This is a genomic window from Streptomyces endophytica, from assembly GCF_026153355.1.
In the GTDB taxonomy this organism is placed as follows: domain Bacteria; phylum Actinomycetota; class Actinomycetes; order Streptomycetales; family Streptomycetaceae; genus Streptomyces; species Streptomyces endophytica.
This window is the reverse complement of the sequence record NZ_CP110636.1, coordinates 2,533,969-2,559,791: the sequence shown is the minus strand read 5'-3', so window position 1 is coordinate 2,559,791 and position 25,823 is coordinate 2,533,969. Positions and strand designations below refer to the sequence as shown.

At 72.9% G+C, this 25,823-nt stretch carries 12 protein-coding genes and 6 pseudogenes; 8 read left to right on the top strand and 10 right to left on the bottom strand.

Annotated elements, in window-relative coordinates:
- The first annotated feature begins 128 nt into the window (after positions 1 to 128).
- Positions 129 to 1,319, top strand: coding sequence for a winged helix DNA-binding domain-containing protein (locus OJ254_RS11600; protein WP_265362254.1), 1,191 nt, complete (start codon positions 129 to 131; stop codon positions 1,317 to 1,319).
- A gap of 12 nt (positions 1,320 to 1,331) precedes the next feature.
- Here the strand turns inward: OJ254_RS11600 and OJ254_RS11595 are convergent, their stop codons facing one another.
- Complete coding sequence (locus OJ254_RS11595) at positions 1,332 to 3,488, bottom strand: protein kinase (protein ID WP_265362253.1); 2,157 nt, start codon at positions 3,486 to 3,488, stop codon at positions 1,332 to 1,334.
- Between the two features lie 204 nt (positions 3,489 to 3,692).
- Positions 3,693 to 5,788, bottom strand: a pseudogene (locus OJ254_RS11590) (serine/threonine-protein kinase).
- Between the two features lie 207 nt (positions 5,789 to 5,995).
- On the opposite strand from OJ254_RS11590, the gene OJ254_RS11585 reads away from it, so the two are divergent.
- Positions 5,996 to 7,207, top strand: a complete 1,212-nt coding sequence (locus OJ254_RS11585) for a serine hydrolase domain-containing protein (RefSeq protein WP_265362252.1) — start codon at positions 5,996 to 5,998, stop codon at positions 7,205 to 7,207.
- Between the two features lie 28 nt (positions 7,208 to 7,235).
- Here OJ254_RS11585 and OJ254_RS11580 read toward each other — a convergent pair whose 3' ends face one another.
- The gene (locus OJ254_RS11580) at positions 7,236 to 8,942 is read right to left on the bottom strand and encodes a glycerol-3-phosphate dehydrogenase/oxidase (RefSeq protein WP_265362251.1); all 1,707 of its coding nucleotides are present in this window, start codon (positions 8,940 to 8,942) and stop codon (positions 7,236 to 7,238) included.
- A gap of 244 nt (positions 8,943 to 9,186) precedes the next feature.
- On the opposite strand from OJ254_RS11580, the pseudogene OJ254_RS11575 reads away from it, so the two are divergent.
- A pseudogene (locus tag OJ254_RS11575) lies at positions 9,187 to 10,414 on the top strand (nucleotide sugar dehydrogenase).
- 660 nt (positions 10,415 to 11,074) lie between these two features.
- On the opposite strand, the gene OJ254_RS11570 reads toward OJ254_RS11575, so the two are convergent.
- The 4 genes from OJ254_RS11570 to OJ254_RS11555 form a co-directional block, all read right to left on the bottom strand.
- Positions 11,075 to 12,190: a GuaB3 family IMP dehydrogenase-related protein gene (locus OJ254_RS11570; protein ID WP_030416369.1), complete on the bottom strand. Its 1,116-nt coding sequence runs from the start codon at positions 12,188 to 12,190 to the stop codon at positions 11,075 to 11,077.
- A gap of 123 nt (positions 12,191 to 12,313) precedes the next feature.
- Positions 12,314 to 13,816, bottom strand: a complete 1,503-nt coding sequence (gene guaB, locus OJ254_RS11565; protein WP_261957080.1) for an IMP dehydrogenase — start codon at positions 13,814 to 13,816, stop codon at positions 12,314 to 12,316.
- A 130-nt stretch (positions 13,817 to 13,946) separates the two neighbouring features.
- Positions 13,947 to 14,522: a sigma-70 family RNA polymerase sigma factor gene (locus tag OJ254_RS11560; protein ID WP_018090849.1), complete on the bottom strand. Its 576-nt coding sequence runs from the start codon at positions 14,520 to 14,522 to the stop codon at positions 13,947 to 13,949.
- 279 nt (positions 14,523 to 14,801) lie between these two features.
- Positions 14,802 to 15,413 carry a response regulator transcription factor gene (locus OJ254_RS11555; protein ID WP_003948568.1) on the bottom strand — a complete coding sequence of 204 codons (612 nt, stop codon included), beginning with the start codon at positions 15,411 to 15,413 and terminating at the stop codon, positions 14,802 to 14,804.
- 382 nt (positions 15,414 to 15,795) lie between these two features.
- Here OJ254_RS11555 and OJ254_RS11550 point away from each other — a divergent pair.
- Positions 15,796 to 16,097, top strand: a pseudogene (locus OJ254_RS11550) (WhiB family transcriptional regulator).
- A gap of 490 nt (positions 16,098 to 16,587) precedes the next feature.
- Here the strand turns inward: OJ254_RS11550 and OJ254_RS11545 are convergent.
- Positions 16,588 to 17,499, bottom strand: coding sequence for a LysR family transcriptional regulator (locus OJ254_RS11545; RefSeq protein WP_265362249.1), 912 nt, complete (start codon positions 17,497 to 17,499; stop codon positions 16,588 to 16,590).
- Between the two features lie 230 nt (positions 17,500 to 17,729).
- Here OJ254_RS11545 and OJ254_RS11540 point away from each other — a divergent pair, with 230 nt between their 5' ends.
- The gene (locus tag OJ254_RS11540; RefSeq protein WP_265362248.1) at positions 17,730 to 18,389 is read left to right on the top strand and encodes an MOSC domain-containing protein; all 660 of its coding nucleotides are present in this window, start codon (positions 17,730 to 17,732) and stop codon (positions 18,387 to 18,389) included.
- An 88-nt stretch (positions 18,390 to 18,477) separates the two neighbouring features.
- Positions 18,478 to 19,251: an SDR family NAD(P)-dependent oxidoreductase gene (locus OJ254_RS11535; protein ID WP_030417282.1), complete on the top strand. Its 774-nt coding sequence runs from the start codon at positions 18,478 to 18,480 to the stop codon at positions 19,249 to 19,251.
- A 490-nt stretch (positions 19,252 to 19,741) separates the two neighbouring features.
- Here the strand turns inward: OJ254_RS11535 and OJ254_RS11530 are convergent.
- A pseudogene (locus tag OJ254_RS11530) lies at positions 19,742 to 21,597 on the bottom strand (DUF2264 domain-containing protein).
- 213 nt (positions 21,598 to 21,810) lie between these two features.
- Between OJ254_RS11530 and OJ254_RS11525 the strand changes: the two are divergent.
- Both OJ254_RS11525 and OJ254_RS11520 read left to right on the top strand, forming a co-directional pair.
- A pseudogene (locus OJ254_RS11525) lies at positions 21,811 to 22,676 on the top strand (carbohydrate ABC transporter permease).
- A 42-nt stretch (positions 22,677 to 22,718) separates the two neighbouring features.
- Positions 22,719 to 23,774: pseudogene (locus tag OJ254_RS11520) on the top strand (hydroxyacid dehydrogenase).
- A 337-nt stretch (positions 23,775 to 24,111) separates the two neighbouring features.
- Here the strand turns inward: OJ254_RS11520 and groL are convergent.
- Positions 24,112 to 25,737: a chaperonin GroEL gene (gene groL / locus OJ254_RS11515; protein WP_265362246.1), complete on the bottom strand. Its 1,626-nt coding sequence runs from the start codon at positions 25,735 to 25,737 to the stop codon at positions 24,112 to 24,114.
- Between the last annotated feature and the right edge of the window lie 86 nt (positions 25,738 to 25,823).

The following is a 25,823-nucleotide window of genomic DNA, read 5'->3' as shown; positions in this document are numbered from 1 at the left end:
GAGTGAGTGAGTCCGCGAGTCAGTCAGTCAGTCCGTGAGTCCGTGAGTTCGTGAGTCCGTGAGTTCGTGAGTCCGTGAGTTCGTGAAGGAGGACGCGGCTTGTCCGCGACCTCCCGTACGGTCGCCCCATGAGTCACTCCCGACCCCGTATCGACACCGCCGGTCGCCGGGCCCGCCTCGGACGGCGGCAGCTGCTCGCCCCCGCGTGCCGCGCCGCCCGTCCCGAGGAGGTCGCCGACGCGCTCGTCGCGCTGCACGCCACCGACGCGGCGACCGTGCACCTGGCGGCCTGCGCCCGGCTCGCCGTGCCGGACCCCGCCGAGGTCGAGCGTGCGCTCTACGACGACCACACCCTGGTCCGGCTGCTGGCCATGCGGCGCACCCTGTTCGCGGTCGGCGCCGACCTCGCGCCGGTCGTGTCCTCCTCCACCGGCCGGGCGATCGCCGCCAAGGAGCGCGCCGGCCTGGTCGGGTGGCTCGCCACGGGCGTCGGCTGGGACGAGCGGCGGCTGGCCGAGGTGGAGGCGAAGACGCTGGCCGCGCTGGCCGCCCGGGGCACCGCGACCGCGGCCGAACTCACCGAGGACGTACCCGCACTGCGCGAGAGCGTCGTGGTCTCGCCGGGCAAACCGTACGAGGCCACCGTCGCGGTCTCCAGCCGGCTGCTGCGGGCGCTGGCCGCCGAGGGCCGGATCCGGCGCGGCCGTCCGCGCGGCGGCTGGACCAGCAGTTCCTTCCGCTGGACGCCCGGCACCGCGTTCGCCGAGCTGGCCGCGCCACCGGCCGTCGAGGCCCGCGCCGCGCTCGCCCGCCGCTGGCTCGCCGCCTACGGGCCGGCGACCGTCGAAGACCTCAAGTGGTGGACCGGCTGGACGCTCACCGACACCCGCCGGGCGGTGGCCGCCACCGACGCCGTCGAGGTGACGCTCGACGACGGCACGACCGGACTGGCCCTCCCCGACGACCTCGGCCCGGCCCCCGAACCCGAGCCCTGGGCCGCCCTGCTGCCCGCCCTCGACCCCACCGCCATGGGCTGGAAGGCCCGGGACTGGTACCTCGACCCGGACCACGTACCGCACCTCTTCGACCGCAGCGGCAACATCGGTCCGACGGTGTGGTGGAACGGGAGGATCATCGGCGGCTGGGCCCAGCGCCCGGACGGCGAGGTCGTCTGGCGGCTGCTGAGCGGGGACGGCGGCGGCGAGGCGGTCGCCGCCGTGACGGCCGAGGCGGAGCGGCTCGCGGCCTGGGTCGGCCCGGTCCGGATCACGCCCCGCTTCCGGACCCCGCTGGAACGGGAGCTGTCCGGGCGGCGCTGAACCGGACCGGCCTCACCGGGGCCGGTACGAGCTGGTCGCCTGTTCGTAGAGCCGGTCGACCTCGCGGCGCCCGGAGCCGTCCGGGCCGATGACCAGGACCAGGTGGTAGCGGCCGTTGTGGATCATGGCGAGGTTGCGGACGTAGACCTCCCGGCCGCTGCCGTCGCGCCAGGTGAACGTGCCCTCGGCCATCGCCGTCTTGCCCACGTCGATCCGCCGCAGCCCGGCCGCGGTCGCCCAGCTGGAGCCGCGGTACGGAGCCAGCTCGGGCTCCTTGTTCTGCAGGTAGGCCATCGGGTCCGCGCCGTACCGGGCCGTGGTGTCCCGGCCGGGCACGACGAGCAGTTCGTAGTCGCCGCCGAGATAGCGCACCTGGCCCTGGGCGTTGGCGCCGCGCCGCTGCCAGCCGTCGCGGACCGCGATCCGGAAGCCCCGCGGGTCGGTGCGCAGCGCGAAGCCGGGGGCGACGTCGGCGGGCGCGGTGGGCTGCGACCCACCCGGGTCCGGCGAACCGCCGTCCTCGCCACCGGAGGGGGTGGGGGCGGGGCTGCCGGCCGGCGGCGCACCGGAGGTGGCGGTCCGCTCCGCGCCGCGCCGCCCGCCCTTGGCGTCCTCGCCCGCCTTCGGCAGGAACGCCATGGCGTAGGCGACCGCGCCGACGAGGAGCAACAGGATCGCACCGAGCAGCAGCCGGCCGAGATGGCGCGGCGCACCGCGGCGGGGCCGGTCCGGCCGCGGCCCGGAGGCCAGCAGGTCCGGCTCGTACGCGTCCCGGTGCGGGGCGGCGGGCTGCCGCGGCGGCTTGGCGGGCCGGGCCGCGCGGGACGGCTTCGGCTGCCGGAGCGGCTTGGGCTGCTTCGGCGGGCGGGGCAGCCGGGCCGGCGGCGATGGGGGTCCCCCCTGCTCCCTTGAGCTCGGGAGGGGGACGCCGTGCTCCTCGGCCGGCGGCATCCGGCGCGGGTGCGGAGGGCGCGCGGCGGGCGGTGCCGGGGCCGGCTGCCCGGGGTGTCCGGCCGGCCGGCCCTTCTTGTGCCGCCCCTTGCGGACGAGTTCGCCGCGCCGCCGCACGATCGGCAGCCACCGCGGGGCACCGCCCTGCTCCAGCGCCGGCATCGTCACCAGCCGGCGCTCGGCCTCCGGCTCCGGGGCCGTACGGATCAGCGCGCGGAGCGCGTGGCGCACCTCGTCGAGGTCCGGGCGCTCGGCGGGGTCCCGGTGCAGCAGGGCCTCGACGAGCGGGCGCAGCGGCCCGCACCCGGCCGCGTCCACGGGCGGCCCGGACCGTACCAGCCGGGCGAGTTCGGCGGTGCTGTCCTCGGGGAACGGCGAATGGCCCTGCACACTCCGGAACAACAGCGCGCCGACCGCCCACAGGTCGGTGGCCGGGCCCGGACGGGAGAACGGCGCGTCCTCGCCCACCGGCGCGGCCTGCTCGGGCGCCCAGCGCTCGGTGACCGGGCCGACGACGGTCAGCCGGGCCTGCCGCGCCCGTTCGGCGGCGAGCCCGGTGAGGGGCCGGGCCCCGTCGGTCTCGTCAGCGGCGGGCGCATCGTCTCCGCACAGCGCTTCCTGGGCCGCGCCCGCCGCCAGCCCGGTGAGGATGGCCCGGCCGTCGTCGCAGACCAGGACCGTGCGGGCGGTGATGTTGCGGTGCGGTCGGCCGTCCGTGTGCAGCATCCGCAGCGCGGTGAGCAGGTCGGCGCCGATCTCCGCGGCGCGGTGCGGGGTCAGCGGCCGCTCGGCGAGCAGCGCGGACAGCGGGCGGGCGGTGAGGAGTTCGCCGACGATCCACAGGCTGCCGTCCTGCGCGAAGACGTCGAAGACCTGCTCCAGCCGGGGGTGGTCGGGCAATTGCGCCACGGTCGTGGCGGCCTGCAGCGCGCGGCGTACGGCGGGATCGCGGGGGCTGCGGTCGGCCACCCCCGTGGCCCGGAAGCCGCCGAAGCGGCCGCCGCCGCTCCACTCGCCGGAACCGGCCGGGCCCGCGCCCACCGCCTCCGCTTCGAGGACCTCGGCCTCCACGACCTCGGGCAGCGGCACCTGACGGACCAGCACCTCCTGCCCGCTGAACGTGTCGAACGCCCGGGACTCGGTGAAGTCGTCGTCGCCGAAGGGGCGCACGGGCAGGCGGTAGCGCTCGGCGAGCACTCGCCCTGCGTACTCGTCCACGACGCCTCCCCGCAGCGCGTGCTGTGTTACCGCTCCGCCTCCGCCGTCCTCCGGCACGGGTGCCGTCGGTCACTTCCGGTCGCGTTCCCACCGAATGCGGATGCGTACGGTCTTCGATGTCTCACGATACGTGCCCGGGCCGGACGGTGCGCCCGCCCGGCCCGTTGATGCGTCCGTCCGCGCCCCGCAACGGCCCGGGTCCGCTCAGTCCTTCACCGCGAAGGTCTTGAACGCGGTGGCGATGACCTGCTGGCACTCCTTGCCCGACCAGCTGTCCGCCTTGCAGGTGATCATGATGGCGTAGCCGTGGTCGTCGTCGGCCCGGAAGCCGCGGTTGAGGACCCGCACCTTCTCGCCGTTCTGGGTGCGGGTGAACGACCAGTCGGCGACGGTCGGATAGCCCCGCCACTTCACCGTCTTGATGCCGATGAGGTGGTAGTCGTCGCTGGAACCGCGCACGCTCGGCTCCAGGCTGCGCCAGGCGGCCGCGGCGTCCTCGCCGGGCTTGGCGTTGTAGTCGACCTGGACGCGCGGGAATCCGTCGTCGGAGGCGCTGTATATGGCGCCGGAGCCCTGCCCGGCGGTACCGGTCTGCCGGAAGCCCTTGGGCATGGCCATCCGGAAGTGGAACGTGCCGTTGGTCTTCTGGGCGTAGCCGTCCGGCAGCTTCGCGCCGCCCTTTCCGGCGCCGCCGTCACCGCCGTTGCCGTCCGCGCCGCCCTTGTCGCCGGCCTGGTCGGCGCTCGGCGCCGGGCCCGGCTGGCCGGAGCCGCCGCTGCTCGCGTCGTCGCCGTTCGCATCGTCACCGTTCGCGTCCGCCGCGTCGGTCGAGGGCTTGGTGCGGCCCGCGGAGGACCCCTTGCCGCCCTTGCCCGACGAACCGCCGCTCTTCGCGCCGGTGTCGTCGCCGCCGAGGGAGAGCGCCAGGACCGTGCCCAGCACCGCGAGGACGACGACCACGGCAACGGTGATCAGGGTGCGGCGCGGGACGACATCGGTCAGCGACGCACGCGCATTGGACGGGCGGTCCCCGTCACCGGGTCTGGACTCCGCCCGGGCCGCGGCCGCCGCGGCGGCGTTGCGCACGGACTTCAGGGCGGCGCGCACCCGCTCCTTGGCGGCCTCGCCGTCGAAGCCGGGGCGGGCACCGGACGGACGGTCCGCCGTGGGGCTACCGGCGGCCGGCCGCTCGGCCGCGGGCGCGGCGGGCTTCCGCTCCGGCCGGGCCGGGGCCTCCGCGGAAGCACCGGCAGACGCACCGGCGGACCCAGCGGCCCCGGACGCCGCGGCGGACGCGGTGTCCGGCTTCTTCTCCTTCGGCTTGCGCGCCGGCCGCGCCGGGGCGCCGCTCTTGGCCGCCTTCGGCTTCGGGGCCGCCTTCGGCTTGGGCGTGTCCTTCGGCTTGGCGGGCGTGCGCTCGCCGGGCACGGTCGGCAGCGCCATCGCCCGGGTCGCGTCCATCGGCGGCTCGGTCTTCTCCGGCGCGTGGATGACGTCCAGCAGCATCGACCGCGCACCGGCGTCGTCCAGCCGGGCCTCCGGGTCCTTCACCAGCAGCCCGAAGATGACCTCTTCCAGCGCGCCGGCGCTCTTCGGCGGCTCGACCGGCTCGGTCATCACCGCGGTGAGCGTGGCGATCGCCGAACCCTTGTCGTACGGCGGCACGCCCTCGACGCAGGCGTACAGCAGGCCGCCCAGCGACCACAGGTCGGCCGGCGGGCCCGGCTTCTGGCCGCGGGCGCGCTCCGGGGAGATGTACGAGGGGGCGCCGACGAGCATGCCGGTCGAGGTCACCGAGGGGTCGCCCTCGACCTGGGCGATACCGAAGTCGGTCAGCACCACCCGGCCGTCGTCGGACATCAGGACGTTGGACGGCTTCACATCGCGGTGCAGGATGCCGGCGTCGTGCGCGGCACGCAGCACGTCGAGCACGGCGAGGCCGACCTCGGCGGCGCGGCGCGGGGTCAGCGGGCCGTCGTCCCGTACGACCTCGGCGAGCGAGCGGCCCTCGACCAGCTCCATCACGATCCACGGCCGGTCGTCCTCGTCGACCACGTCGTAGACCGTCACCGCGCCGTTGTTCCGGATCCGGGCGATCGCCTTGGCCTCGCGCAGCGTGCGGGTGATCAGCCGGCGCTTCTCGTCCTCCTCGACCCCGCCCGGAAGCGCAGTTCCTTGACTGCGACCGTACGGCCCAGGACCTCGTCGCGTGCCCGCCAGACGGTGCCCATGCCACCCCGGCCGAGAACATCGGCGAGCCGGTACCGGCCGGCGAGCAGCCTGCCCTCCTTGCCGTCCATCTCGACCTCGTCGCCCACTGAATCCCCTCGGCAATCCAGCCGAGTTGGCAGCCTTGACATCGCATCGATCGCCAAACTGACCCAACTCGGACAACCCACCCTGGCACAGCCTTCATTCTCTCTCATCCGCGGCCGTGCGGAAGGCCCGGGTCGGTGCCGGACGGCACCGCGTACCCGTCATGATGGCCCCGACGAACGGGAGTCCCGATGACGATGCGTCCGCCCCGGCCGGCCGTGGCGGCCGCGCTGGCCGCAGCGGCCGCACTGGCCCTGCCGGCCTGCGCGGGCCGGCCGGCCGCCACCCGAGTGCCGCCGGCGGGAGCCCTCGCGCGGCCTCCGGCCACCACGGTGCCCGCCCTGCGCCGACTGGTCGCGGACGGCGCGCCGGGTGCGGCTTCGCTCATCACCCGCGCCGGCCGGTTCCGCGCCCCGCGCTTCTCCACGGCCGGCTACGCCGATCTGCGCAGCCGGCACCGGATGACCGCGGCGGACCACTTCCGGGCCGGCAGCCTCACCAAGCCCCTGGTGGCGACGGTGATCCTGCAGCTCGTCGCCGAGCGGCGGCTGCGCCTGAGCGATCCGGCGGCCGCCCATCTCCCGCCGGGCACACCGGTCACGGGCCGGCACGGCGGCACCGATCTGCGGAAGGTGACGGTCCACCAACTGCTCGACCACACGAGCGGGCTGTTCAACTACACCCAGGACCCGCGGCTCGCCCGCCAGCTCCACGGCCCCGGCTTCCGCCCCCACCGCTACGACAGCCACACCCCGGACACCCTCCTGAGGATCGCCCTCCGCCACCCGCCGGTGGCCGCACCCGGCGCCCGCCCCCATGGCCCTGAAGGCACAGGAGGTGCCCCCTTCGCCTACTCCAACACCAACTACCTGGTGCTCGGCCTGATCATCCGGGCGGTCACCGGCCACCCGTACGCCACCGAGATCCGCCGTCGCATCCTCCGTCCGGCCGGGCTCGACCAGACCTCGTTCCCCGGTACCGACCCGGTGCTGCCGGCACCGCACGGCCGCGCGTACTCCCGGATCGGCGACCGGCGGGTGGACGCCACCTCGCTGGACCCCAGCCGGGCCGGCGCGGCCGGCGAGATGGTCACCACCCTGGGCGACCTCAACCGGTTCTTCGCCGCGCTGCTCGGCGGGAAGTTCCTGCCACCGCGCCAGATGGCCGCCATACGCAGCGAGAAGAACACCGGCGGCAGCTACGGCCTCGGCCTCTACGCGACCCGGCTGCCCTGCGGGGTCACGGTCTGGGGCCACAACGGCGACATCAACGGGTCCTTCGCCCAGGCCGCGGGCACCGTCGGCGGGCGACATGTCGTCAGCTTCCGCGTGAACACGGACGACCGGCCGGATCCGGCCGGCACCACCGCGGTGCTGAGCGCCGAGTTCTGCGCCCGGAGATGAACAACGGGCACGTGCGGGCCCGCGCTGCCTACAGCGGCACGATGTCCGGTGCCCCCAGCCGCGCCGCATCCGCCGTCAGATCGTCCGGCTGGCGCTGCGATTCGCGTTCCGCCTCGACCCGCTTCCGGTAGTGCGTGATCTCCTTCTCGACCTGGTCGCCGTCCCAGCCGAGCGCCGGCGCCATCAGCTCGGCGACCTCGCGGGCGCAGCGGGTCCCGCGGTCGAAGGTCTCGATCGAGATCCGGGTCCGGCGGGTCAGCACGTCGTCGAGGTGGCGCGCCCCCTCGTGCGTGCAGGCGTAGACCGCCTCGGCGCGCAGATAGTCGTCCGCGCCGGTCAGCGGTTCGCCCAGGGAAGGATCGCCCACCACGAGCTCCAGCAGTTCCTCGGTGAGCGCGCCGTAGCGGTTCAGCAGGTGCTCGATCCGCGCCACGTGCAGCCCGGTGCGGGCCGCGATCCGGGCCCGGGCGTTCCACAGGGCCTTGTAGCCCTCGGCCCCGACCAGCGGCACCTCCTCGGTCACGCACTCCGCGACCCGCTGGTCCAGCCCGTGCACCGCCTCGTCGACGGCGTCCTTCGCCATCACCCGGTACGTCGTGTACTTGCCGCCGGCGACCACCACCAGACCCGGCACCGGATGCGCGACCGTGTGCTCCCGCGACAGCTTGCTGGTGGCGTCCGACTCCCCCGCCAGCAGCGGCCGCAGCCCGGCATAGACGCCCTCGACGTCGTCCCTGGTCAGCGGGGTGGCGAGGACCTCGTTCACATGCTCCAGCAGATAGTCGATGTCCGCGCTGGACGCCGCCGGATGCGCCTTGTCCAGGTCCCAGTCGGTGTCCGTGGTCCCCACGATCCAGTGCCGCCCCCAGGGGATGACGAACAGCACGCTCTTCTCGGTCCGCAGGATCAGCCCGGTCGTCGAGTGGATGCGGTCCTTGGGAACGACCAGGTGGATCCCCTTCGAGGCCCGCACGTGGAACTGCCCGCGCTCCCCGATCAGCGCCTGGGTGTCGTCCGTCCACACGCCCGTGGCGTTCACGATCTGCCGCGCCCGGACCTCGTACTCCCGGCCGCCCTCGACGTCCTGCACCCGCGCACCGACCACCCGCTCGCCCTCACGCAGGAAGCCCACCACCCGCGCCCGGTTGGCGGCGTGCGCGCCGTACGCCGCGGCGGTCCGCACCAGGGTCGCCACGTAACGGGCGTCGTCCATCTGCGCGTCGTAGTACTGGAGCGCACCGACCAGCGCGTCCTTCTTCAGGCACGGCGCGACCCGCAGCGCCTTCTTGTGCGACAGGTGCCGGTGCACCGGCAGCCCGCGGCCGTGCCCCGACGACACCGACATCCCGTCGTAGAGCGCCACACCGGAGCCCGCGTACCAGCGCTCCCAGAACTTGTGCTGCAGCGGATAGAGGAACGGCACCGGCTTGACCAGATGCGGCGCCAACCGCTCCAGCAGCAGCCCGCGCTCCTTCAGCGCCTCCCGGACCAGCGCGAAGTCCAGCATCTCCAGATACCGCAGACCGCCGTGGATCAGCTTGCTCGACCGGCTGGACGTACCGGAGGCCCAGTCGCGGGACTCGACCAGCCCGGTGTCCAGTCCGCGGGTCGCCGCGTCGAGCGCGGTGCCCGCGCCGACGACCCCGCCCCCGACCACGAGAACGTCGAGCTCCCGCTCCGCCATTCGGGCGAGCGCCTCGGCCCGCTGTGCCGGTCCCAGTATCGCTGTCCTCACCGCTGCCTCCCGCTGTGGTCGGGGCCACCGTGACCGGGGCCCTGCCCCGTCCGTCGATTCTGACCGCGCTCCTTGCCGCTATCCCCCCTCACCCGCACGGCAACACCCCGGCCACCTTGATCCATCAATCCCCATTCTGGGCCAAATATCCGCTTAGTCTACTTATGCACTCTTCGCATACGTCATGCACTTCCCGCCCCGCACACCACCCGCCACCCCTCCGCCCGGGAAGGACGGTCGCAGCATGCCCGCAGATCTCGCCGTCATCGGACTCGGTCACCTCGGCCTCCCCCTCGCCCAGGCCGCCACCACCGCCGGCATCGGCACCCTCGGCTACGACCCCGACCCGCACGCCGCCACCGACGGGCCGCTGACCGCCACCGAACTCCGCCGGCTGCTCGCCGCCGGCTTCCGCACCACCGCCGACCCCACCGCCCTCGGCCGGGTCCGCACCGCGGTCATCTGCGCCCCCACGCCGCTCGGCGAGGACCGCACCCTGGACCTCTCCGCGGTCGCCGGTGCCGCCCGGACCCTGGCCGCACAACTACGGCCGCACACCACGGTGATCCTGGAATCCAGCGCGTACCCGGGCACCACCGAGGAATTCCTCCGCCCCCTGCTCGAAGCGGGCTCCGGCCTCACCGCCGGCCGCGACTTCCACCTCGCGTACTCACCCGGCCGCCACGACCCCGGCAACCGCACCCACCGCTACGCCAACACGCCCAAGGTCATCGGCGGCCTCACCCCCGCCTGCACGGAGGCCGCCGCCGCCTTCTACGGCCGCCTCACCGACAAGGTCGTCCGCGCCCGCGGCCCCGCGAGGCGGAGACCGCCAAGCTCCTCGAAACGAACTACCGCCACGTCAACATCGCCCTGATGAACGAGATGGCGGTCTTCTGCCACGACATCGGCGTCGACCTGTGGGACGTCATCCGCTGCGCCGAGACCAAACCGTTCGGCTTCCAGTCCTTCCGCCCCGGCCCGGGCGTGGGCGGCCACGCCCCCGCGGTGGACCCCAACTCCCTTGGCGGGGGCGCCCATTCCTCCCCCTCCGGATGGTCGAACTCGCCCAGGAGGTCAACGGCCGGATGCCGCACTACGTCATCCAGCGCTGCGCCACCCTCCTCAACGAACACGGCAAGTCCGCGCGCGGCGCCCGCATCCTCCTGCTCGGTGTCACCTACAAACCGGACGTCGCCGACCAGACCGGCTCCCCCGCCTGGGAAATCGCCGCCCGCCTCCGCGAACTCGGTGCCCACGTCACCTACCACGACCCGCACGTCCCGCACTGGACCGTCCACGGCCGCCCCGTCCCCCGCGCCGACTCCCTCTACGACGCCGCCTCCGCCGCCGACCTGACCCTCCTCCTCCAGCACCACCGCACCTACGACCTCCAGGGCCTGTCGGTAAAGGCCCAGCTGCTGCTGGACACGAGGGGCGCCACACCCACGGGGGCGGCGCATCGGCTGTGAAAGGGGCGCGCGGGACGGCCCGGACTCCGGAGCCGGTGGCACCGGGCGCGCAGCACGGGTACCTTACGGAATCAGGTGGAGCCCACCGCAGCGGGTACTGCGGCAGGCTCCTGGAAGTGATCGGAGTGTCCACCCCTAGTTCTCGTAGGGGTGGCCGCTCACCGTCACCGCAATGAGGTGGAGCCCACCGCAGTGGGTGCTGCAGCGGGCTCCTAGCCGGTTTACGGGTGTCCGCCCCTAGTCTTTGTGGGGGCGGCCGCTCACCGGCCGTACATCCGCAAGAGCCACCTCCTCCGGAACTTCACCAGCCGAAGCCGAATCTGATCCCAGCGGGTGGGCTTGCGGTGACGGCCCACGGGCACGCCCCCTTCCATGACGCCGCCCATCAACCCGGTTTGGACGGTCCACTGGAGCTGCGGGCCGGGCCCCGCGGCCGCGGGTCCGGTACGTGCTCCTTGGAAGGGGGCGCCCCAGAGACAGCGGGTCGCCGAACACAGACACTAACGCCCTGCTACACCCGTTCAGCCCACACTCGCCCTGAACGCAACCACGCGCCCCTCCCCTCTCAAAACACGCCCCCATCAGCGCAGTTGGGCATGCGAAAGGGCCGGTCACCCACCAGGATGACCGGCCCCTACGTATGCGTACGTGCCCTACGGACTACCGCCGCGGCGCGACCGTGACCTCGACGCGCTGGAATTCCTTCAGCTCCGAGTAGCCGGTGGTCGCCATCGCCCGGCGCAGCGCGCCGAAGAAGTTCATCGAACCGTCCGGGGTGTGGGAGGGGCCGAGGAGGATCTCCTCGGTCGTGCCGACCGCACCCAGGTCCATCCGCTTGCCGCGCGGCACGTCCTCGTGGACCGCCTCCATGCCCCAGTGGTGGCCGCGGCCCGGCGCGTCGGTCGCGCGGGCGAGCGGCGAGCCCATCATCACCGCGTCCGCGCCGCAGGCGATCGCCTTGGGCAGGTCGCCGGACCAGCCCACGCCGCCGTCGGCGATGACGTGGACGTAGCGGCCGCCGGACTCGTCCATGTAGTCCCGGCGGGCGGCCGCGACATCGGCGACCGCGGTCGCCATCGGGACCTGGATGCCCAGGACGTTACGGGTGGTGTGCGCGGCGCCGCCGCCGAAGCCGACCAGCACACCCGCCGCGCCGGTGCGCATCAGGTGCAGGGCCGCGGTGTACGTGGCGCAGCCGCCGACGATCACCGGGACGTCCAGCTCGTAGATGAACTGCTTGAGGTTCAGCGGCTCGGCGGCGCTGGACACGTGCTCGGCCGACACCGTCGTGCCGCGGATGACGAAGATGTCCACGCCGGCGTCCACGACGGCCTTGGAGAACTGCGCGGTGCGCTGCGGCGACAGCGCCGCGGCGGTGACCACGCCGGCGTCGCGCACCTCCTTGATCCGCTGGCCGATCAGCTCTTCCTTGATCGGGGCCGCGTAGATCTCCTGGAGCCGGCGGGTCGCGTCGGCCTCGTCCAGCTCGGCGATCTCGGCGAGCAGCGGCTCCGGGTCCTCGTAGCGGGTCCACAGCCCTTCGAGGTTGAGGACGCCCAGGCCGCCCAGCTCACCGATGCGGATCGCGGTCTGCGGGGAGACCACCGAGTCCATGGGGGCCGCCAGGAACGGCAGCTCGAAGCGGTAGGCGTCGATCTGCCAGGCGATCGAGACCTCCTTCGGGTCGCGGGTGCGGCGACTGGGTACGACGGCGATGTCGTCGAATGCGTATGCCCGGCGGCCGCGCTTGCCGCGCCCGATCTCGATCTCAGTCACGTGTGTGGCCTTTCCTTCTACGTCTGCGTCTCCAGTATCCCCGACGCACCGGAGCCCGCGGCCGGGGTGCGGCAGCGGGCTCACGGTAGGGGCCTACGGGGCCCGGGGCTACCTGGGGGGGCGTCAGCGCCGGGCGTAGTTCGGCGCCTCGGTGATCATCTGGACGTCGTGCGGGTGGCTCTCCTTCAGGCCCGCGGCGGTGATCCGGACGAACCGGCCCTTCTCCTTGAGCTCGGGGATGTCGGCGGAGCCGACGTAGCCCATGGAGGCGCGCAGACCGCCGACGAGCTGGTGGGCGACCGAGGCGAGCGGGCCGCGGTAGGGGACCTGGCCCTCGATGCCCTCGGGCACCAGCTTGTCCTCGGAGAGGACGTTGTCCTGGAAGTAGCGGTCCTTGGAGAAGGAGCGGGCCTGGCCGCGGGACTGCATCGCGCCCAGCGAGCCCATGCCGCGGTACGACTTGAACTGCTTGCCGTTGATGAAGACCATCTCGCCCGGCGACTCCTCGCAGCCGGCCAGCAGCGAGCCCAGCATGACGGTGTCCGCACCGGCCGCGATGGCCTTGGCGATGTCGCCGGAGAACTGCAGGCCGCCGTCGCCGATCAGCGGGACGCCCGCGGCGTTCGCGGCCTGCGCCGCCTCGTAGATCGCGGTGACCTGCGGCACGCCGACACCGGCGACGACCCGGGTCGTGCAGATGGAGCCGGGGCCGACGCCGACCTTGATGCCGTCCGCGCCGGCGTCGATGAGGGCCTGGGCGCCGTCACGGGTGGCGACGTTGCCGCCGACCACGTCGACGCTGATGTTGGACTTGATCTTGGCGATCATGTCGAGGATGCCGCGGCTGTGGCCGTGCGCGCTGTCCACGACGAGGAAGTCGGCACCGGCCTCGACCAGCGCCTGCGCCCGCTCGTAGGCCGCGTCGCCGACGCCGACCGCGGCACCGACGACCAGCCGGCCCTCGGCGTCCTTGGCGGCGTTCGGGTACTTCTCCGCCTTGACGAAGTCCTTGACCGTGATCAGGCCCTTGAGCACGCCCTCGTCGTCGACCAGCGGCAGCTTCTCGATCTTGTGGCGGCGCAGCAGCTCGATGGCGTCGTCACCGGAGATCCCGACCTTGCCGGTGACCAGCGGCATCGGGGTCATGACCTCGCGGACCTGCCGGCGGCGGTCCATCTCGAAGGCCATGTCGCGGTTGGTCACGATGCCCAGCAGCTTGCCCGCGGCGTCGGTGACCGGCACACCGCTGATCCGGAACTTGGCGCACAGCGCGTCGGCCTCGGCGAGGTCGGCGTCCGGCCGGACCGTGATCGGGTCGGTGACCATGCCGGACTCGGAGCGCTTGACCAGGTCGACCTGGTTCGCCTGGTCCTCGATGGAGAGATTGCGGTGGAGCACGCCCGCGCCGCCCTGCCGCGCCATGGCGATGGCCATCCGCGCCTCGGTGACCTTGTCCATCGCGGCGGAGAGCAGCGGGATGTTCACCGTGACGTTGCGCGAGACCCGGGACGCGGTGCTCACCGCGTTGGGCAGGACCTCCGACGCGCCGGGCAACAGCAGCACGTCGTCGTATGTCAGCCCGAGCATGGCGAATTTGGCGGGCATACCGTCGACGTTGTCACTCATGACACCTTCCCCAATGCTCTTGCCTCAGCGCGGACTCCCATGCTAACGGCCTACGGGGGTGGCCCATTCCACGAGCGATGAGGGCCTCGTCACTTGTACTTTCCTACGGCGACTTCGCGTCACCCGAGGGCTACTGCTCGGCGAGCGCCCGCAGCCGGCTCAGCGCGCGGTGCTGGGCGACCCGTACGGCACCGGGCGACATCCCCAGCATCTGCCCGGTCTCCTCGGCCGTCAGCCCGACCGCGACCCGCAGCAGCACCAGCTCGCGCTGGTTCTCCGGAAGGTTCGCCAGCAGCTTCTTGGCCCACTCGGCATCACTGCTCAGCAGCGCCCGCTCCTCGGGACCGAGGGAGTCGTCGGGCTGCTCGGGCATCTCGTCGGACGGCACGGCCGTGCTGCCCGGGTGGCGCATCGCGGCCCGCTGCAGATCGGCGACCTTGTGGCCGGCGATGGCGAAGACGAACGCCTCGAAGGGCTTGCCGGTGTCGCGGTAGCGCGGCAGCGCGCAGAGCACCGCGACACACACCTCCTGCGCGAGGTCCTCGACGAAGTGCCGGGCGTCACCGGGCAGCCGGGACAGCCGGGTGCGGCAGTAGCGCAGGGCGAGGGGGTGCACATGGGCCAGGAGGTCATGAGTGGCCCGCTGATCCCCCTCGACGGCGCGTGCGACGAGATCGCCGATCTCCTGCTTCCCGTCGTCGCGCATCGGTCCATGGTGCCTTGGCGCCGCACGGTCCGCGGCACCAGGTCCGTAGTTGTGCACTGAAGCGTTATGAGCGGCAGGTGCGCCGGCTGTCATCTCCCGCGCCCTCCCCTCGTGCCCGAGCGGCCCGTCCCCGAGGAACTCCATACCTCAAGGATGCGGCACCGCGCGGCGAATCGGACCGCCGTCGCCGATCGGGACATGCGGGGCACCATGCCACCCCGCCCGCCACAGGGCGGGCGGGGATCTTCACTCCCCCGCATCGCTGCACGTCACGACGCCTTAGCGGACCAGTCCCCAGCGGAAGCCGAGCGCCACCGCATGGGCCCGGTCGGAGGCGCCCAGTTTCTTGAACAGCCGCCGGGCGTGGGTCTTGACCGTGTCTTCCGACAGGAAGAGCTCGCGGCCGATCTCGGCGTTCGAACGGCCGTGACTCATGCCCTCCAGCACCTGGATCTCACGCGCGGTGAGCGTCGGTGCGGCACCCATCTCGGCGGACCGCAGCCGGCGCGGGGCGAGCCGCCACGTCGGGTCGGCGAGCGCCTGGGTCACCGTCGCCCGCAGCTCGGCGCGCGAGGCGTCCTTGTGCAGATAGCCGCGGGCACCGGCGGCGACCGCGAGCGCGACGCCGTCGAGGTCCTCGGCCACCGTGAGCATGATGATCCGGGCGCCCGGGTCCGCGGACAGCAGCCGGCGCACGGTCTCGACACCGCCGAGCCCGGGCATCCGTACGTCCATCAGAATCAGGTCCGAGCGATCGGCACCCCAGCGGCGGAGGACTTCCTCGCCGTTGGCCGCGGTCGTCACACGCTCGACGCCGGGCACGGTCGCAACCGCCCGACGGAGCGCCTCTCGGGCAAGCGGGGAGTCGTCGCAGACGAGGACGGATGTCATGACCGCCCTCCGCAGCTGATGCGCGTCACCTTGAGCCTCCAGGCTGGTACGTATCGTCACCTGTGCGATTGACGGCCGCCTCGGACACCTGCCCGAGGGCTACCTCTGCCAATCGCCTCCGCACACTCAACGACGGTCACCCGAAAGAGTTACGGCTTCGGCGACCGAGTTCAGCACGCTCCGTGAGGAGCCGGATACGCAGACGACTCATCGGGCGACCGGCATCCGCGCGTGCACCCTATGCCCTATTTGGCTCCCTTTCTTCCATTTTCGCGTTGACTATGACTAGATTCGCAATGAGTCATATTTACATCTACTTCGACAGTAGATGTACGGTCGTGAGCACCGAGCCCGAATCCGCATCGCTTCGAGGGGACAAGCAATGGCAGATTTCTCCCGCCTCCCGGGCCCGAACGCAGATCTTTGGGACTGGCAGTTGCTGGCCGCCTGCCGCGGCGTGGACAGCTCACTCTTCTTCCACCCCGAGGGCGAGCGTGGAGCGGCCCGCAGCGCGCGTGAGACATCGGCGAAAGAGGTGTGTATGCGCTGCCCCGTGCGGGCCGAGTGCGCGGCGCATGCGCTGGCCGTCCGTGAGCCCTACGGGGTGTGGGCGGCCTGACCGAGGACGAGCGCGAGGAACTGATGGGCCGGGCCCGTCACCGCCTCGTCCCGCGAGTTCGATGACGGGCCGGCCGGGGGCGCCCGGCCACTGAGGAAGAAGGACGCGGAGCTCGGGAAGAAACGTTCCTGCAAGGGCTGCAAGGGACGGCAAGGGTCGTTCGTGCGGCGATGGGACCGTGCCCGCGATGCGGCGGGCGGTCGGGAACGGGGTCGGGGTGGCGGTGCGGGGAGGGGGCGGGAGGGGTTTTTGTGCGCGGGGACGCGGAAGGCGGCCCGCGCTTTTGGCGTGCGTGGAGCGTTCCGCACGTAGAGCGTGCCGTGCGTAGAGCGCGGCGTGCGTAGAGCGCGGCGTGCGTAGAGCGCGGCGTGCGTAGAGCGCGGCGTGCGTAGAGCGCGGCGTGCGTAGAACGTGCCGGGCGTAAACGTGCGCGCGTAGAGGCGTACGTAGAGCGTTCGGTGGAGCGTTTGGGATGCCGACGGTTTGGCGTGCTCGCCCGGGGATTCGGCGGGGGTGGCCGCCTGCCGGTGTCCGTCCGCTTTCGTGCTGCCGTGGTCAGCGGGCCGCGGCGTCCACCAGCTGGTCGAGCGTGGCCCCGACGGCCGGGACCTGCGCCAGGTCCGGCAGCGTGAGCGCGACGATCTCCCGGTGCACGGCGGGATCCATCCTGATCGCGGTGGCTCCCTTGGGGCGTACCGACGCCAGTGTCAGCTCGGGCAGCGCGGCGACCCCCAGCCCCGCCCCGACCAGACCGATCACGGCCGGGTAGTCGTCCGTCGCGAAATCGATGCGCGGCGTGAAGCCCGCGCTCTCGCAGACCTCCACCAGATGACGGCGGCAGCGCGGGCAGCCCGCGATCCACGGCTCGTCGGCCAGATCCGTGAAGCGCGCACGGCCGGCCCTCGCCAGCCGGTGGCCGTCCGGGACCAGGCCGATCAGCCGGTCCGCCAGGATCGGCCGCACCACGAGGTCGTCCCACTCCGCACCGGCCGCCGGGTCCGCCCCGCGCACCTCCGGATAACGGAACGCCAGCGCGATCTCGCAGTCGCCGTTGCGCAGCATCTCGATCGAGCGCGGCGGCTCGGCCTCCACCAGCGAGACCCGGGTGCCGGGGTGGGCGGCGCGCATCTTCGCCAGGGCGGTCGGCACCAGCGTCGAACTGCCCGAGGGGAACGACACCAGCCGCACCCGCCCGGCCCGGAGGCCGGCGATGGCCGCGACCTCCTCCTCGGCGGCGGTCAGCCCGGCCAGGATGCCGACCGCATGCCGTACGAGCGCCTCGCCGGCCTGCGTCAGCCGCATCTCGCGGCCCGCCCGGACCAGCAGTGGGGTCCCGGCGGACTGTTCCAGCGCCTTCATCTGCTGGCTGATGGCCGGCTGGGTGCAGCCCAGCTCCCGCGCCGCACCGGAGAACGAGCCGGTCCTGGCGACGGCGCGCAGCACGCGGAGATGACGGGCCTCGATCATGTTTCGAGCATAAGCGCGTCTTGGGTCGATCAGAAAAAACCGGTTGGCTGCTTTGAGGCACCGGGCGCACGCGCGGAGGCACGGGGCGGGCTCGTCCCGCACTCCGCGCGCCCCGAGCTTCCGGCGCCCTCCTCCGTACGCCGTCCTGAGGGGCGTGCCGGGGCGTAGAGCGGTCACCCTGATGTGTGGGGGGCCGCATCTGCCGCCGCGACCGGGCATCGGAGCTCCGCATGAAGCTACTGACCGTGAACTTGGGACACCGCACCCCGTCCGCGCACGCCGCCGTCGAGGCCGGCACGGGCATCTTCAAACGGCCCGTGGACGGCCCGGTGACGGTCCGCTCCCCCGGGCCCAGGGGCGTCGGGGGCAGTGGGCTGACCGGTGACGCGGTGGTCGACCGGCGCCACCACGGCGGTGACGACAAGGCCGTCTACGCGTACGCCCGCGAGGACCTGGACGCCTGGCAGCACGAGCTGGGCCGCGCGCTTCCCAACGGAACCTTCGGTGAGAACCTCACCACCTGGGGCGTCGAGGTCACCCACGCGCGCATCGGCGAACGCTGGCGGATCGGCCGGCACGTCCTGCTGGAGGTGTCCGCGCCGCGAGTGCCCTGCCGTACGTTCCAGGGGCGGATGGGGGAGCCCGGCTGGATGAAGCGGTTCATCGGGGCCGCGGTGCCCGGCGCGTACCTGCGGGTGATCGAGCCGGGCCGGATCCGCGCCGGGGACCCCGTCCGGCGGGAGCACCGCCCGGACCACGAGGTGACCGTCCGGATGGTGTTCCAGGCGCTGACCGGCCGGCGGGAACTGATGCCGCGACTGCTGGACGCGGGCGAGACGCTCCCGGAGGAGACCCGGCGGCAGGTGGCGAAGTATCTGGAGCACGCATGAGCCCCGCGGGCCGGCCCGGGGCGACGGGACCTGTCGCGGGCGGGGGTTGGGGCTCCGGTGGTGCGCTCCGGGCGGATAGCGTGCCGGTATGACGACTGCATTGATCACGGGAGCGACGGCGGGCATCGGCGCGGCCTTCGCCCGGCGGCTGGCGAGCGACGGCCACAGCGTGGTGCTGGTGGCCCGCGACGAGAAGCGACTGCGCGAGCAGGCCACCGAGTTGCACGACCGGCACGGCATCGAGGCGGAGGTGCTCAGCGCCGACCTGTCGACGGACGACGGCATCGCGGCGGTCGAGGCGCGGCTCTCGGACGCCAAACACCCGGTGGATCTGCTGGTGAACAACGCCGGGTTCGGCAACAAGGGCGAGTACCTCGAAGTCCCGATGGCCGACGAGCTGACGATGCTGAAGGTGCACTGTGAGGCGGTGCTGCGGCTCACCACCGCCGGGGTGCGCGGGATGCGGGACCGGCGGCGCGGCGCGGTGGTCAATGTGGCGTCGGTGGCCGCGTTCGTGCCGCGCGGCACGTACGGCGCGAGCAAGGCGTGGGTGGTCCAGTTCACGCAGGGCGCGGCGCGCGACCTGGCGGGCAGCGGGGTGCGCCTGATGGCGCTGTGCCCCGGCTTCGTACGGACCGAGTTCCACCAGCGGGCCGGCATGGGCACGGACAACATCCCCGGCTGGATGTGGCTGGACGCCGACAAGCTGGTCGACGCCGCGATGAAGGACCTCATGCGCGGCAAGTCCCTGTCCATCCCCGACCCGCGCTACAAGGCCCTGATGGGCGCGGTGAAGCTGGCGCCGCGGGGGGTGCTGGGCGGACTCACTTCACGGACGGGCCGCAAGTACGGGCCTCGCTGACGCTTGGTTTTTTCCCCCACGTACCCGTCTCTCCCGCCGCGGGGCGCTGCGCTTTGCGGTGCCTCCCACGTACTTGGCCGTCCCGCCGCGGGTGTTGTTCGCCGTTGCGCCTGCGGCGGGCTGGGTGGTTGTCGGGTGCGGTGACGGGCCTCCGGGGCCGGTTGTGTGGACTGCTGACGCTTTACGTCCACACAACCGGCCCCTCCGGCCCGTCCCTCCCGTGAGGGGGAAGGGAAGGACGGTGGGGGTGCACGTGACGTCCACGGGCCCGCAGGCAACAGACCAGGCCCGCCCCCAACCAGCTTGGAAACTCCCCCCAACGGGAGGGGCTGGACCGGAGGACGAAGTCTGGAGGGCCGGCACCGCACCCGACACACAAACGCCCGCCGCCAGGCGCAACGGCGAGACGCCCCGCGGCGGGAGAGACGGGTACGTACGGGGCACCGCAAAGCGCAGCGCCCCGCGGCGGGACAGCCAGGTACGTGGGGAGTTAAAGCGAGAGCGCCGACTCCGTGCCGTCGTGCCACGTGACGTGAAGGGTGTCGCCGACGAGGCGGGTCGTGGCCAAAGTGCTCGGTGGGGCGGGGGTCGGGTCGCTGGTCAGGGAGGCGAGGGCGGCGAAGAGGGTGCCCTCGGGGCGTGCGGTGATGGTGCCCTCCAGGGCGGAGGTGTGGGTGTGGGGGCCCATCAGGGTGCTGCCCGTAGGGGTGCGGTGCGCGGGGTCGTCGTAACCGTGCAGCGGGTGGAGTTGGGCGGTGGGGCCGTCGGGGGTGGTGGCCCAGCCGGTCTGGCGGACGCGGGTGCCGGGGGCGGCGCCGGTGACGAGGTGGGCGCGGAGTTCGGCGCGGCCGTGCACGAGGGTCGTGGAGAGGACCCTGATGCCGGTGAGGGGTGTGCCGTCGGCGTGCCGCGGGGTGTGGGTGGAGGACGCCCAGTCCGGGCCGGTGGCGTGGGGATGCGCGGGGCCCCGGGTGGTGGGGCGGCCGTCGAGGAGCAGCGCGAAGTGGTTGTCGCCGTCGGCGGTCGGGCCGGTACGGGTGGAGTAGGCGAAGCGGGCGTAGTAGGGGTCGTCGGGGGTGGCGTTGCTGCCGTGGTTGTGGATGCGGACCAAGCCGTCGGAGGCGGTGGAGTGCAGGAGTAGACCCGTGCGGCCGAGGGGGCGGATGGTGTCCGTGGTTTCGGCGGGCAGGGGTTCCTCGCGGGCGGTCCAGGCGGGGTGGGTGGCGGGGAGCAGCAGGCCGAGGAAACCCTTGGCCGCCCAGTAGGGGGAGCCCGGGCCGGAGTAGCTCTGGAGCATCGGCTCGTACGGCCCGTACCAGCCGAGCGGCAGCAGGCCGTCCGTGGTGACCGCGCCGCGGTCGAGGAAGTGCCGGAGGGTTCCGGAGGCGAGGCGGCGGGTGGCGCCCGGGGTGAGCGGGGTGTGGCCGGTGAGGGCGCCGAGCCAGGGGGCGGCGGTGGCGGCGAAGCGGTAGGTGAGTGAGCGGCCGAACGGGAGCGGGGCGCCGTTGGTGTCGAAGAGGCGGGTGTAGTCGTCCAGTTGGGCGTGCAGACGCGCGCCGTAGTGGGCGAGCAGGGGGTGGTCGCCACTGAGGTGGGCGTGCAGGACCGGGTAGAAGTGCAGCGCCCAGGCGTTGTAGTGGTCAAAGGCGCGGTTGTCGCCGTCGGAGTACCAGCCGTCGCCGCGGTACCAGTCCTCGATGCGGGTGAGCGCGCGGTCGATGGCCGTCTGTGCGCGTGCCGTCTCGATGCCGGCGTCGCGGAGGAAGCCGCCGACGGTGAGGCCGAAGAGCCACCAGTTGTTGTCGACGGGGGACGGGCCGAGGGCGGGCAGCAGCCAGTCGGCGAGGCGGGTGCGTACCGCGTCGTCGAGGGTGTCCCAGAGCCAGGGACGGGTCAGACGCAGGCCGAGGGCGAGTGAGGCGGCTTCGACGCGGGCCTGGCGGGTGGTGTCGATGGGGGGCCAGGAGTCGGGGTCCGTTGCGGTCAATTCGGGTGTGGTGGTGGTGTGTTGGGGACCTGCGGTCAGGCCTTCGGCGTAGCGGGTGAGGGGGCGTGGGGGGCGTGGCCGTTGTTGCCGGCGACACGGAGGGCGGCGAGCAGGAAGGTGCGGGCGAAGCCTTCGAGGCCGTCCGAGCGGGGGCCGGAGGAGCTGGGGCGGGGGCCCGGGAGGGAGATCAGGGCGTGGTGCGGCGAGGCGTGGCGGGCGGCGGCGTGCAGCAGGCCGTCGGCCGCCGCCTCCCAGTGGGCGCGGGTCCAGCCGGTGTACGGGCTGCGGGCGCGGTCCTCGGGCGGGAGGGGGAAGGGGCACGGGCGGCGGTCGGCGGGCGCGCGGGCGGGCTCGGGCATGGCGTCCCCTGGGGCGAGGTGGCGGGCGGCGGCCGGGCGAGCGGAATCCTTCTGCGCTGACTGATCGCTCGTCAAGGGAACACGAAAGGGAAGGGATCGAACGATCGGTTTATCTTGCGATCGATCACTTGAGGCTGGCTGGCCGTCGACCCGCTCATTTAGGCTCGGCCGCCTTCGGGTCGCCGGGCCGTCCTACGCGAGGGGAATGCCGCCGTGCGCGTAAGTGCGAGGCAACGCCATGAACGCCTGCTGCCCTTGGTGCGGGAGCACGGCACGGCCCGGGTCACCGACCTCGCCGAACGGCTCGGGGTGTCCCCGGTGACCGTACGGCCGGACGTCGAGACGCTGACCCGCAAGGGACTGGTCGACCGGGCGCACGGCTCGGTGTCCTGGCCCCGGCGGCGCACCGGTGAGGCGGGGGCCACCGGTGCGGACAGCGCTCCCGTGCTCGGCCTGCTGGCGCCGTCCGCCACGTACTACTTCGCCGAGGTCATCCACGGTGCGCACGAGGCGGCGGCGCGGGCCGGAGCCCGGCTGATCCTGCGGATCTCCGACTACCGGCCCGAGGAGGACCGGGCCCGGGCCGAGGGACTGCTGGCGGCCGGCGCCGAGGAGCTGCTGATCGCCCCCGGCTGGCGCGGCCGCCGCGACCCGGCCGAGCACGGCGGCTGGATGGGTGAACTCCCGGTGCCCGCCGTGCTGTTGGAGCGCGAGGCGGAGCTCGTCAGCCCGCTGGCCGCCCTGGACCGGGAGGCCGCCCGTATGGACGGTGCGGGCGAACTCCGGATCTTCTGGTCCATCGGCCTGCGCATGGTCATGCCGGGCCTGGTGGCCATCTTCCTCTTCCAGTTCACCGCCATCTGGAACAACTTCTTCCTCCCCCTGGTGATGCCGTCCGACCAGCGCCTCTTCCCGCTGAGCCTCGGCCTGTACGCGTGGAACGGCAACACCCACGCCGAGCCGTCCTACTACCCCTCGTCGTCACCGGTTCGCTCCTCGCCGTCCTCCCGCTGATCGTCGCCTTCAGCGCCCGCCAGCGACACTGGAAGGCCGGTCTCACCGCCGGCGGCGGCAAGTGACGGGCCACGACGGGCGACCGCGAAGGAGCACCGTTCATCACTATGCACCCCACCACTGACAATCCAGCCGGACCTGCGGAAATGCCGTCCGCCCGGCCCGCGTTGCTGCTGTCGATGGGCCCCGGCATCGCCGACCGGCTGCTCGACGCCCGCCACCGCACCCGCCTCGCGGCACTCGCCCGTACCGACCCCCGCCTCATCGCCCACGAACTGGCCGACCCGTCCCCGCGGTCGCCGCCGCCCTCGCCGACGCCGAGGTCCTGCTCACCTGCTGGGGCGCGCCGCCGCTCACCGCGCGCGTGCTGGACACCGCGCCCCGCCTGCGCGCGGTCATCCACGCCGCCGGCTCGGTCAAACACCACCTCACCGACGCCTGCTGGGAACGCGGCCTCGCGGTCACCTCGGCCGCCGCCGCCAACGCACTGCCGGTCGCCGAGTACACGCTCGCCGCGATCCTGCTCGCCAACAAGCGCGTCCTGCACTCCGCGCACCGTTACCGCGCCCTGCGCGCCCCGCACGACTGGCAGCAGGAACTCGCCGGCGCCGGCAACTACCACCGCACCGTCGGCGTCATCGGCGCCTCCCGCATCGGGCGCCGCGTCATCGAACTGCTGCGCCCCTTCGACCTACGGGTGCTGCTGCACGACCCGTACGTCGACGCCGCCGAGGCCGCCCGTATGGGCGCCCGGTCCGTACCGCTGGGCACGTTGTGCGCGGACAGCGACATCGTCACCGTGCACGCCCCGCAGCTGCCCGCGACCCGCCATATGCTCGGCGCCCGGGAACTGGCCCTGATGCCCGACGGGGCGACCCTGATCAACACCGCCGCGGCTCCCTCGTCGACGAGACGGCCCTGCTGCCCGAGCTGCTCACCGGCCGCCTCAACGCGGTCCTGGACGTCACCGAGCCCGAACTCCCGGCCCCGGCTCGCCCTTGTACGACCTGCCGAACGTGCTGCTCACCCCGCATGTCGCCGGCTCCCTCGGCACCGAGCTCCACCGGCTGGCCGACCACGCCCTCGACGCCCTCGAACGCTACGCCCGCGGCCTCCCGTTCACCGACCCGGTCCACCCGGAGCACCTGCACCACTCGGCGTGAGCCGGCCCGACCACTCGCCCTGTTCCGCCCTGACCACTCGGCCTGTCCCCTCGACCTGCCCCGGCCCGCCCCCCTGACCTGCCCCTCGGCCCGAGCCGGGCGGTCGCCGGCCCGGCCCCTGCTCTCCCCGGGCGGGTGCCCCGCTCCCCCGCCCGCGGGTCCCCACCTGACCCGCCCACCCCCGAAGGGGGGTGGGCGGCGGGGAAACAAGAACACAGGTAGGCGACGGGAAAACCACAGCGCGAAAACCCAGAACCCGGCCCCGCCGAAGCGGGACCGGGTTCGTCGGGTCAGCGAGGGGCGGCCTCAGAGCACCGCCCCCGGCCCGTAGGACGCGTCAGTGCGCGTGGCCGTGGCCGTGGCCGGCCTCGGCGGCCTCCTCCTCGGCGGGCTTCTCGACGACCAGGGTCTCGGTCGTCAGGAGCAGCGAGGCGATGGAGGCGGCGTTCTCCAGGGCGGAGCGGGTGACCTTCACCGGGTCGATGACGCCGGCCTTGACCAGGTCGCCGTACTCGCCGGTGGCGGCGTTGAAGCCCTGGCCCTTGTCCTGCTCGGCGACCTTGGCGGTGATGACGTAGCCCTCGAGGCCGGCGTTCTCCGCGATCCAGCGCAGCGGCTCGACGACGGCGCGGCGGACGACGGCGACACCGGTGGCCTCGTCGCCCTCCTTGCCGAGGGAGCCGTCCAGCACCTTGGCGGCGTGGACCAGGGCGGAGCCACCACCGGAGACGATGCCCTCCTCGACCGCGGCGCGGGTCGCGGAGATGGCGTCCTCCAGACGGTGCTTCTTCTCCTTGAGCTCGACCTCGGTGGCCGCGCCCACACGGATGACGCACACGCCGCCGGCGAGCTTGGCGAGGCGCTCCTGGAGCTTCTCGCGGTCCCAGTCGGAGTCGGTGGTCTCGATCTCGGCCTTGATCTGGGCGACCCGGCCGGCGACGTCCTCGGCCTTGCCACCACCGTCGACGATGGTGGTGTCGTCCTTGGTGACGGTCACGCGGCGGGCGGTGCCCAGCACGTCCAGACCGGCCTGGTCGAGCTTGAGGCCGACCTCCTCGGCGATGACGGTGGCACCGGTGAGGGTGGCCATGTCGCCGAGCATCGCCTTGCGGCGGTCGCCGAAGCCGGGGGCCTTGACGGCCACCGCGTTGAAGGTGCCGCGGATCTTGTTGACGACCAGGGTCGACAGGGCCTCGCCCTCGACGTCCTCGGCGATGATCAGCAGCGGCTTGGAGCCACCCGCCTGGATGACCTTCTCCAGCAGCGGCAGCAGATCCTGGATCGAGGCGATCTTGCCCTGGTGGATCAGGATGTACGGGTCCTCGAGGACGGCCTCCATACGCTCCTGGTCGGTGACCATGTACGGCGAGAGGTAGCCCTTGTCGAAGGCCATGCCCTCGGTGAAGTCGAGCTCCAGGCCGAAGGTGTTGGACTCCTCGACGGTGATCACACCGTCCTTGCCGACCTTGTCCATCGCCTCGGCGATGAGCTCGCCGACCTGCTTGTCCTGGGCGGACAGGCCGGCCACGGCGGCGATGTCGGTCTTGTCGTCGATCGGCCGGGCGGTCGCGAGGAGCTCCTCGGACACGGCCTTGACGGCGGCGTCGATGCCCTTCTTCAGGGCGGCCGGGGAAGCACCCGCGGCGACGTTGCGGAGGCCCTCACGGACCAGCGCCTGGGCCAGCACGGTGGCGGTGGTGGTGCCGTCACCCGCGATGTCGTTGGTCTTGGTCGCCACCTCCTTGACGAGCTGGGCGCCCAGGTTCTCGTACGGGTCGTCGACCTCGACCTCACGGGCGATGGTGACACCGTCGTTGGTGATGGTCGGGGCGCCGAACTTCTTGTCGATGACGACGTTGCGGCCCTTGGGGCCGATCGTCACCTTGACCGTGTCGGCAAGCTTGTTGACGCCGCGCTCAAGGGCGCGACGAGCGTCCTCGTCGAACTTCAGGATCTTCGCCATGGGTTGCTTCAAGTCCTCTCATTGCGATCCTCGGCACGCAGTGGGGACCGCTGTCTCAAACGGAACTGCGCCCCTGCCCCGGGTTG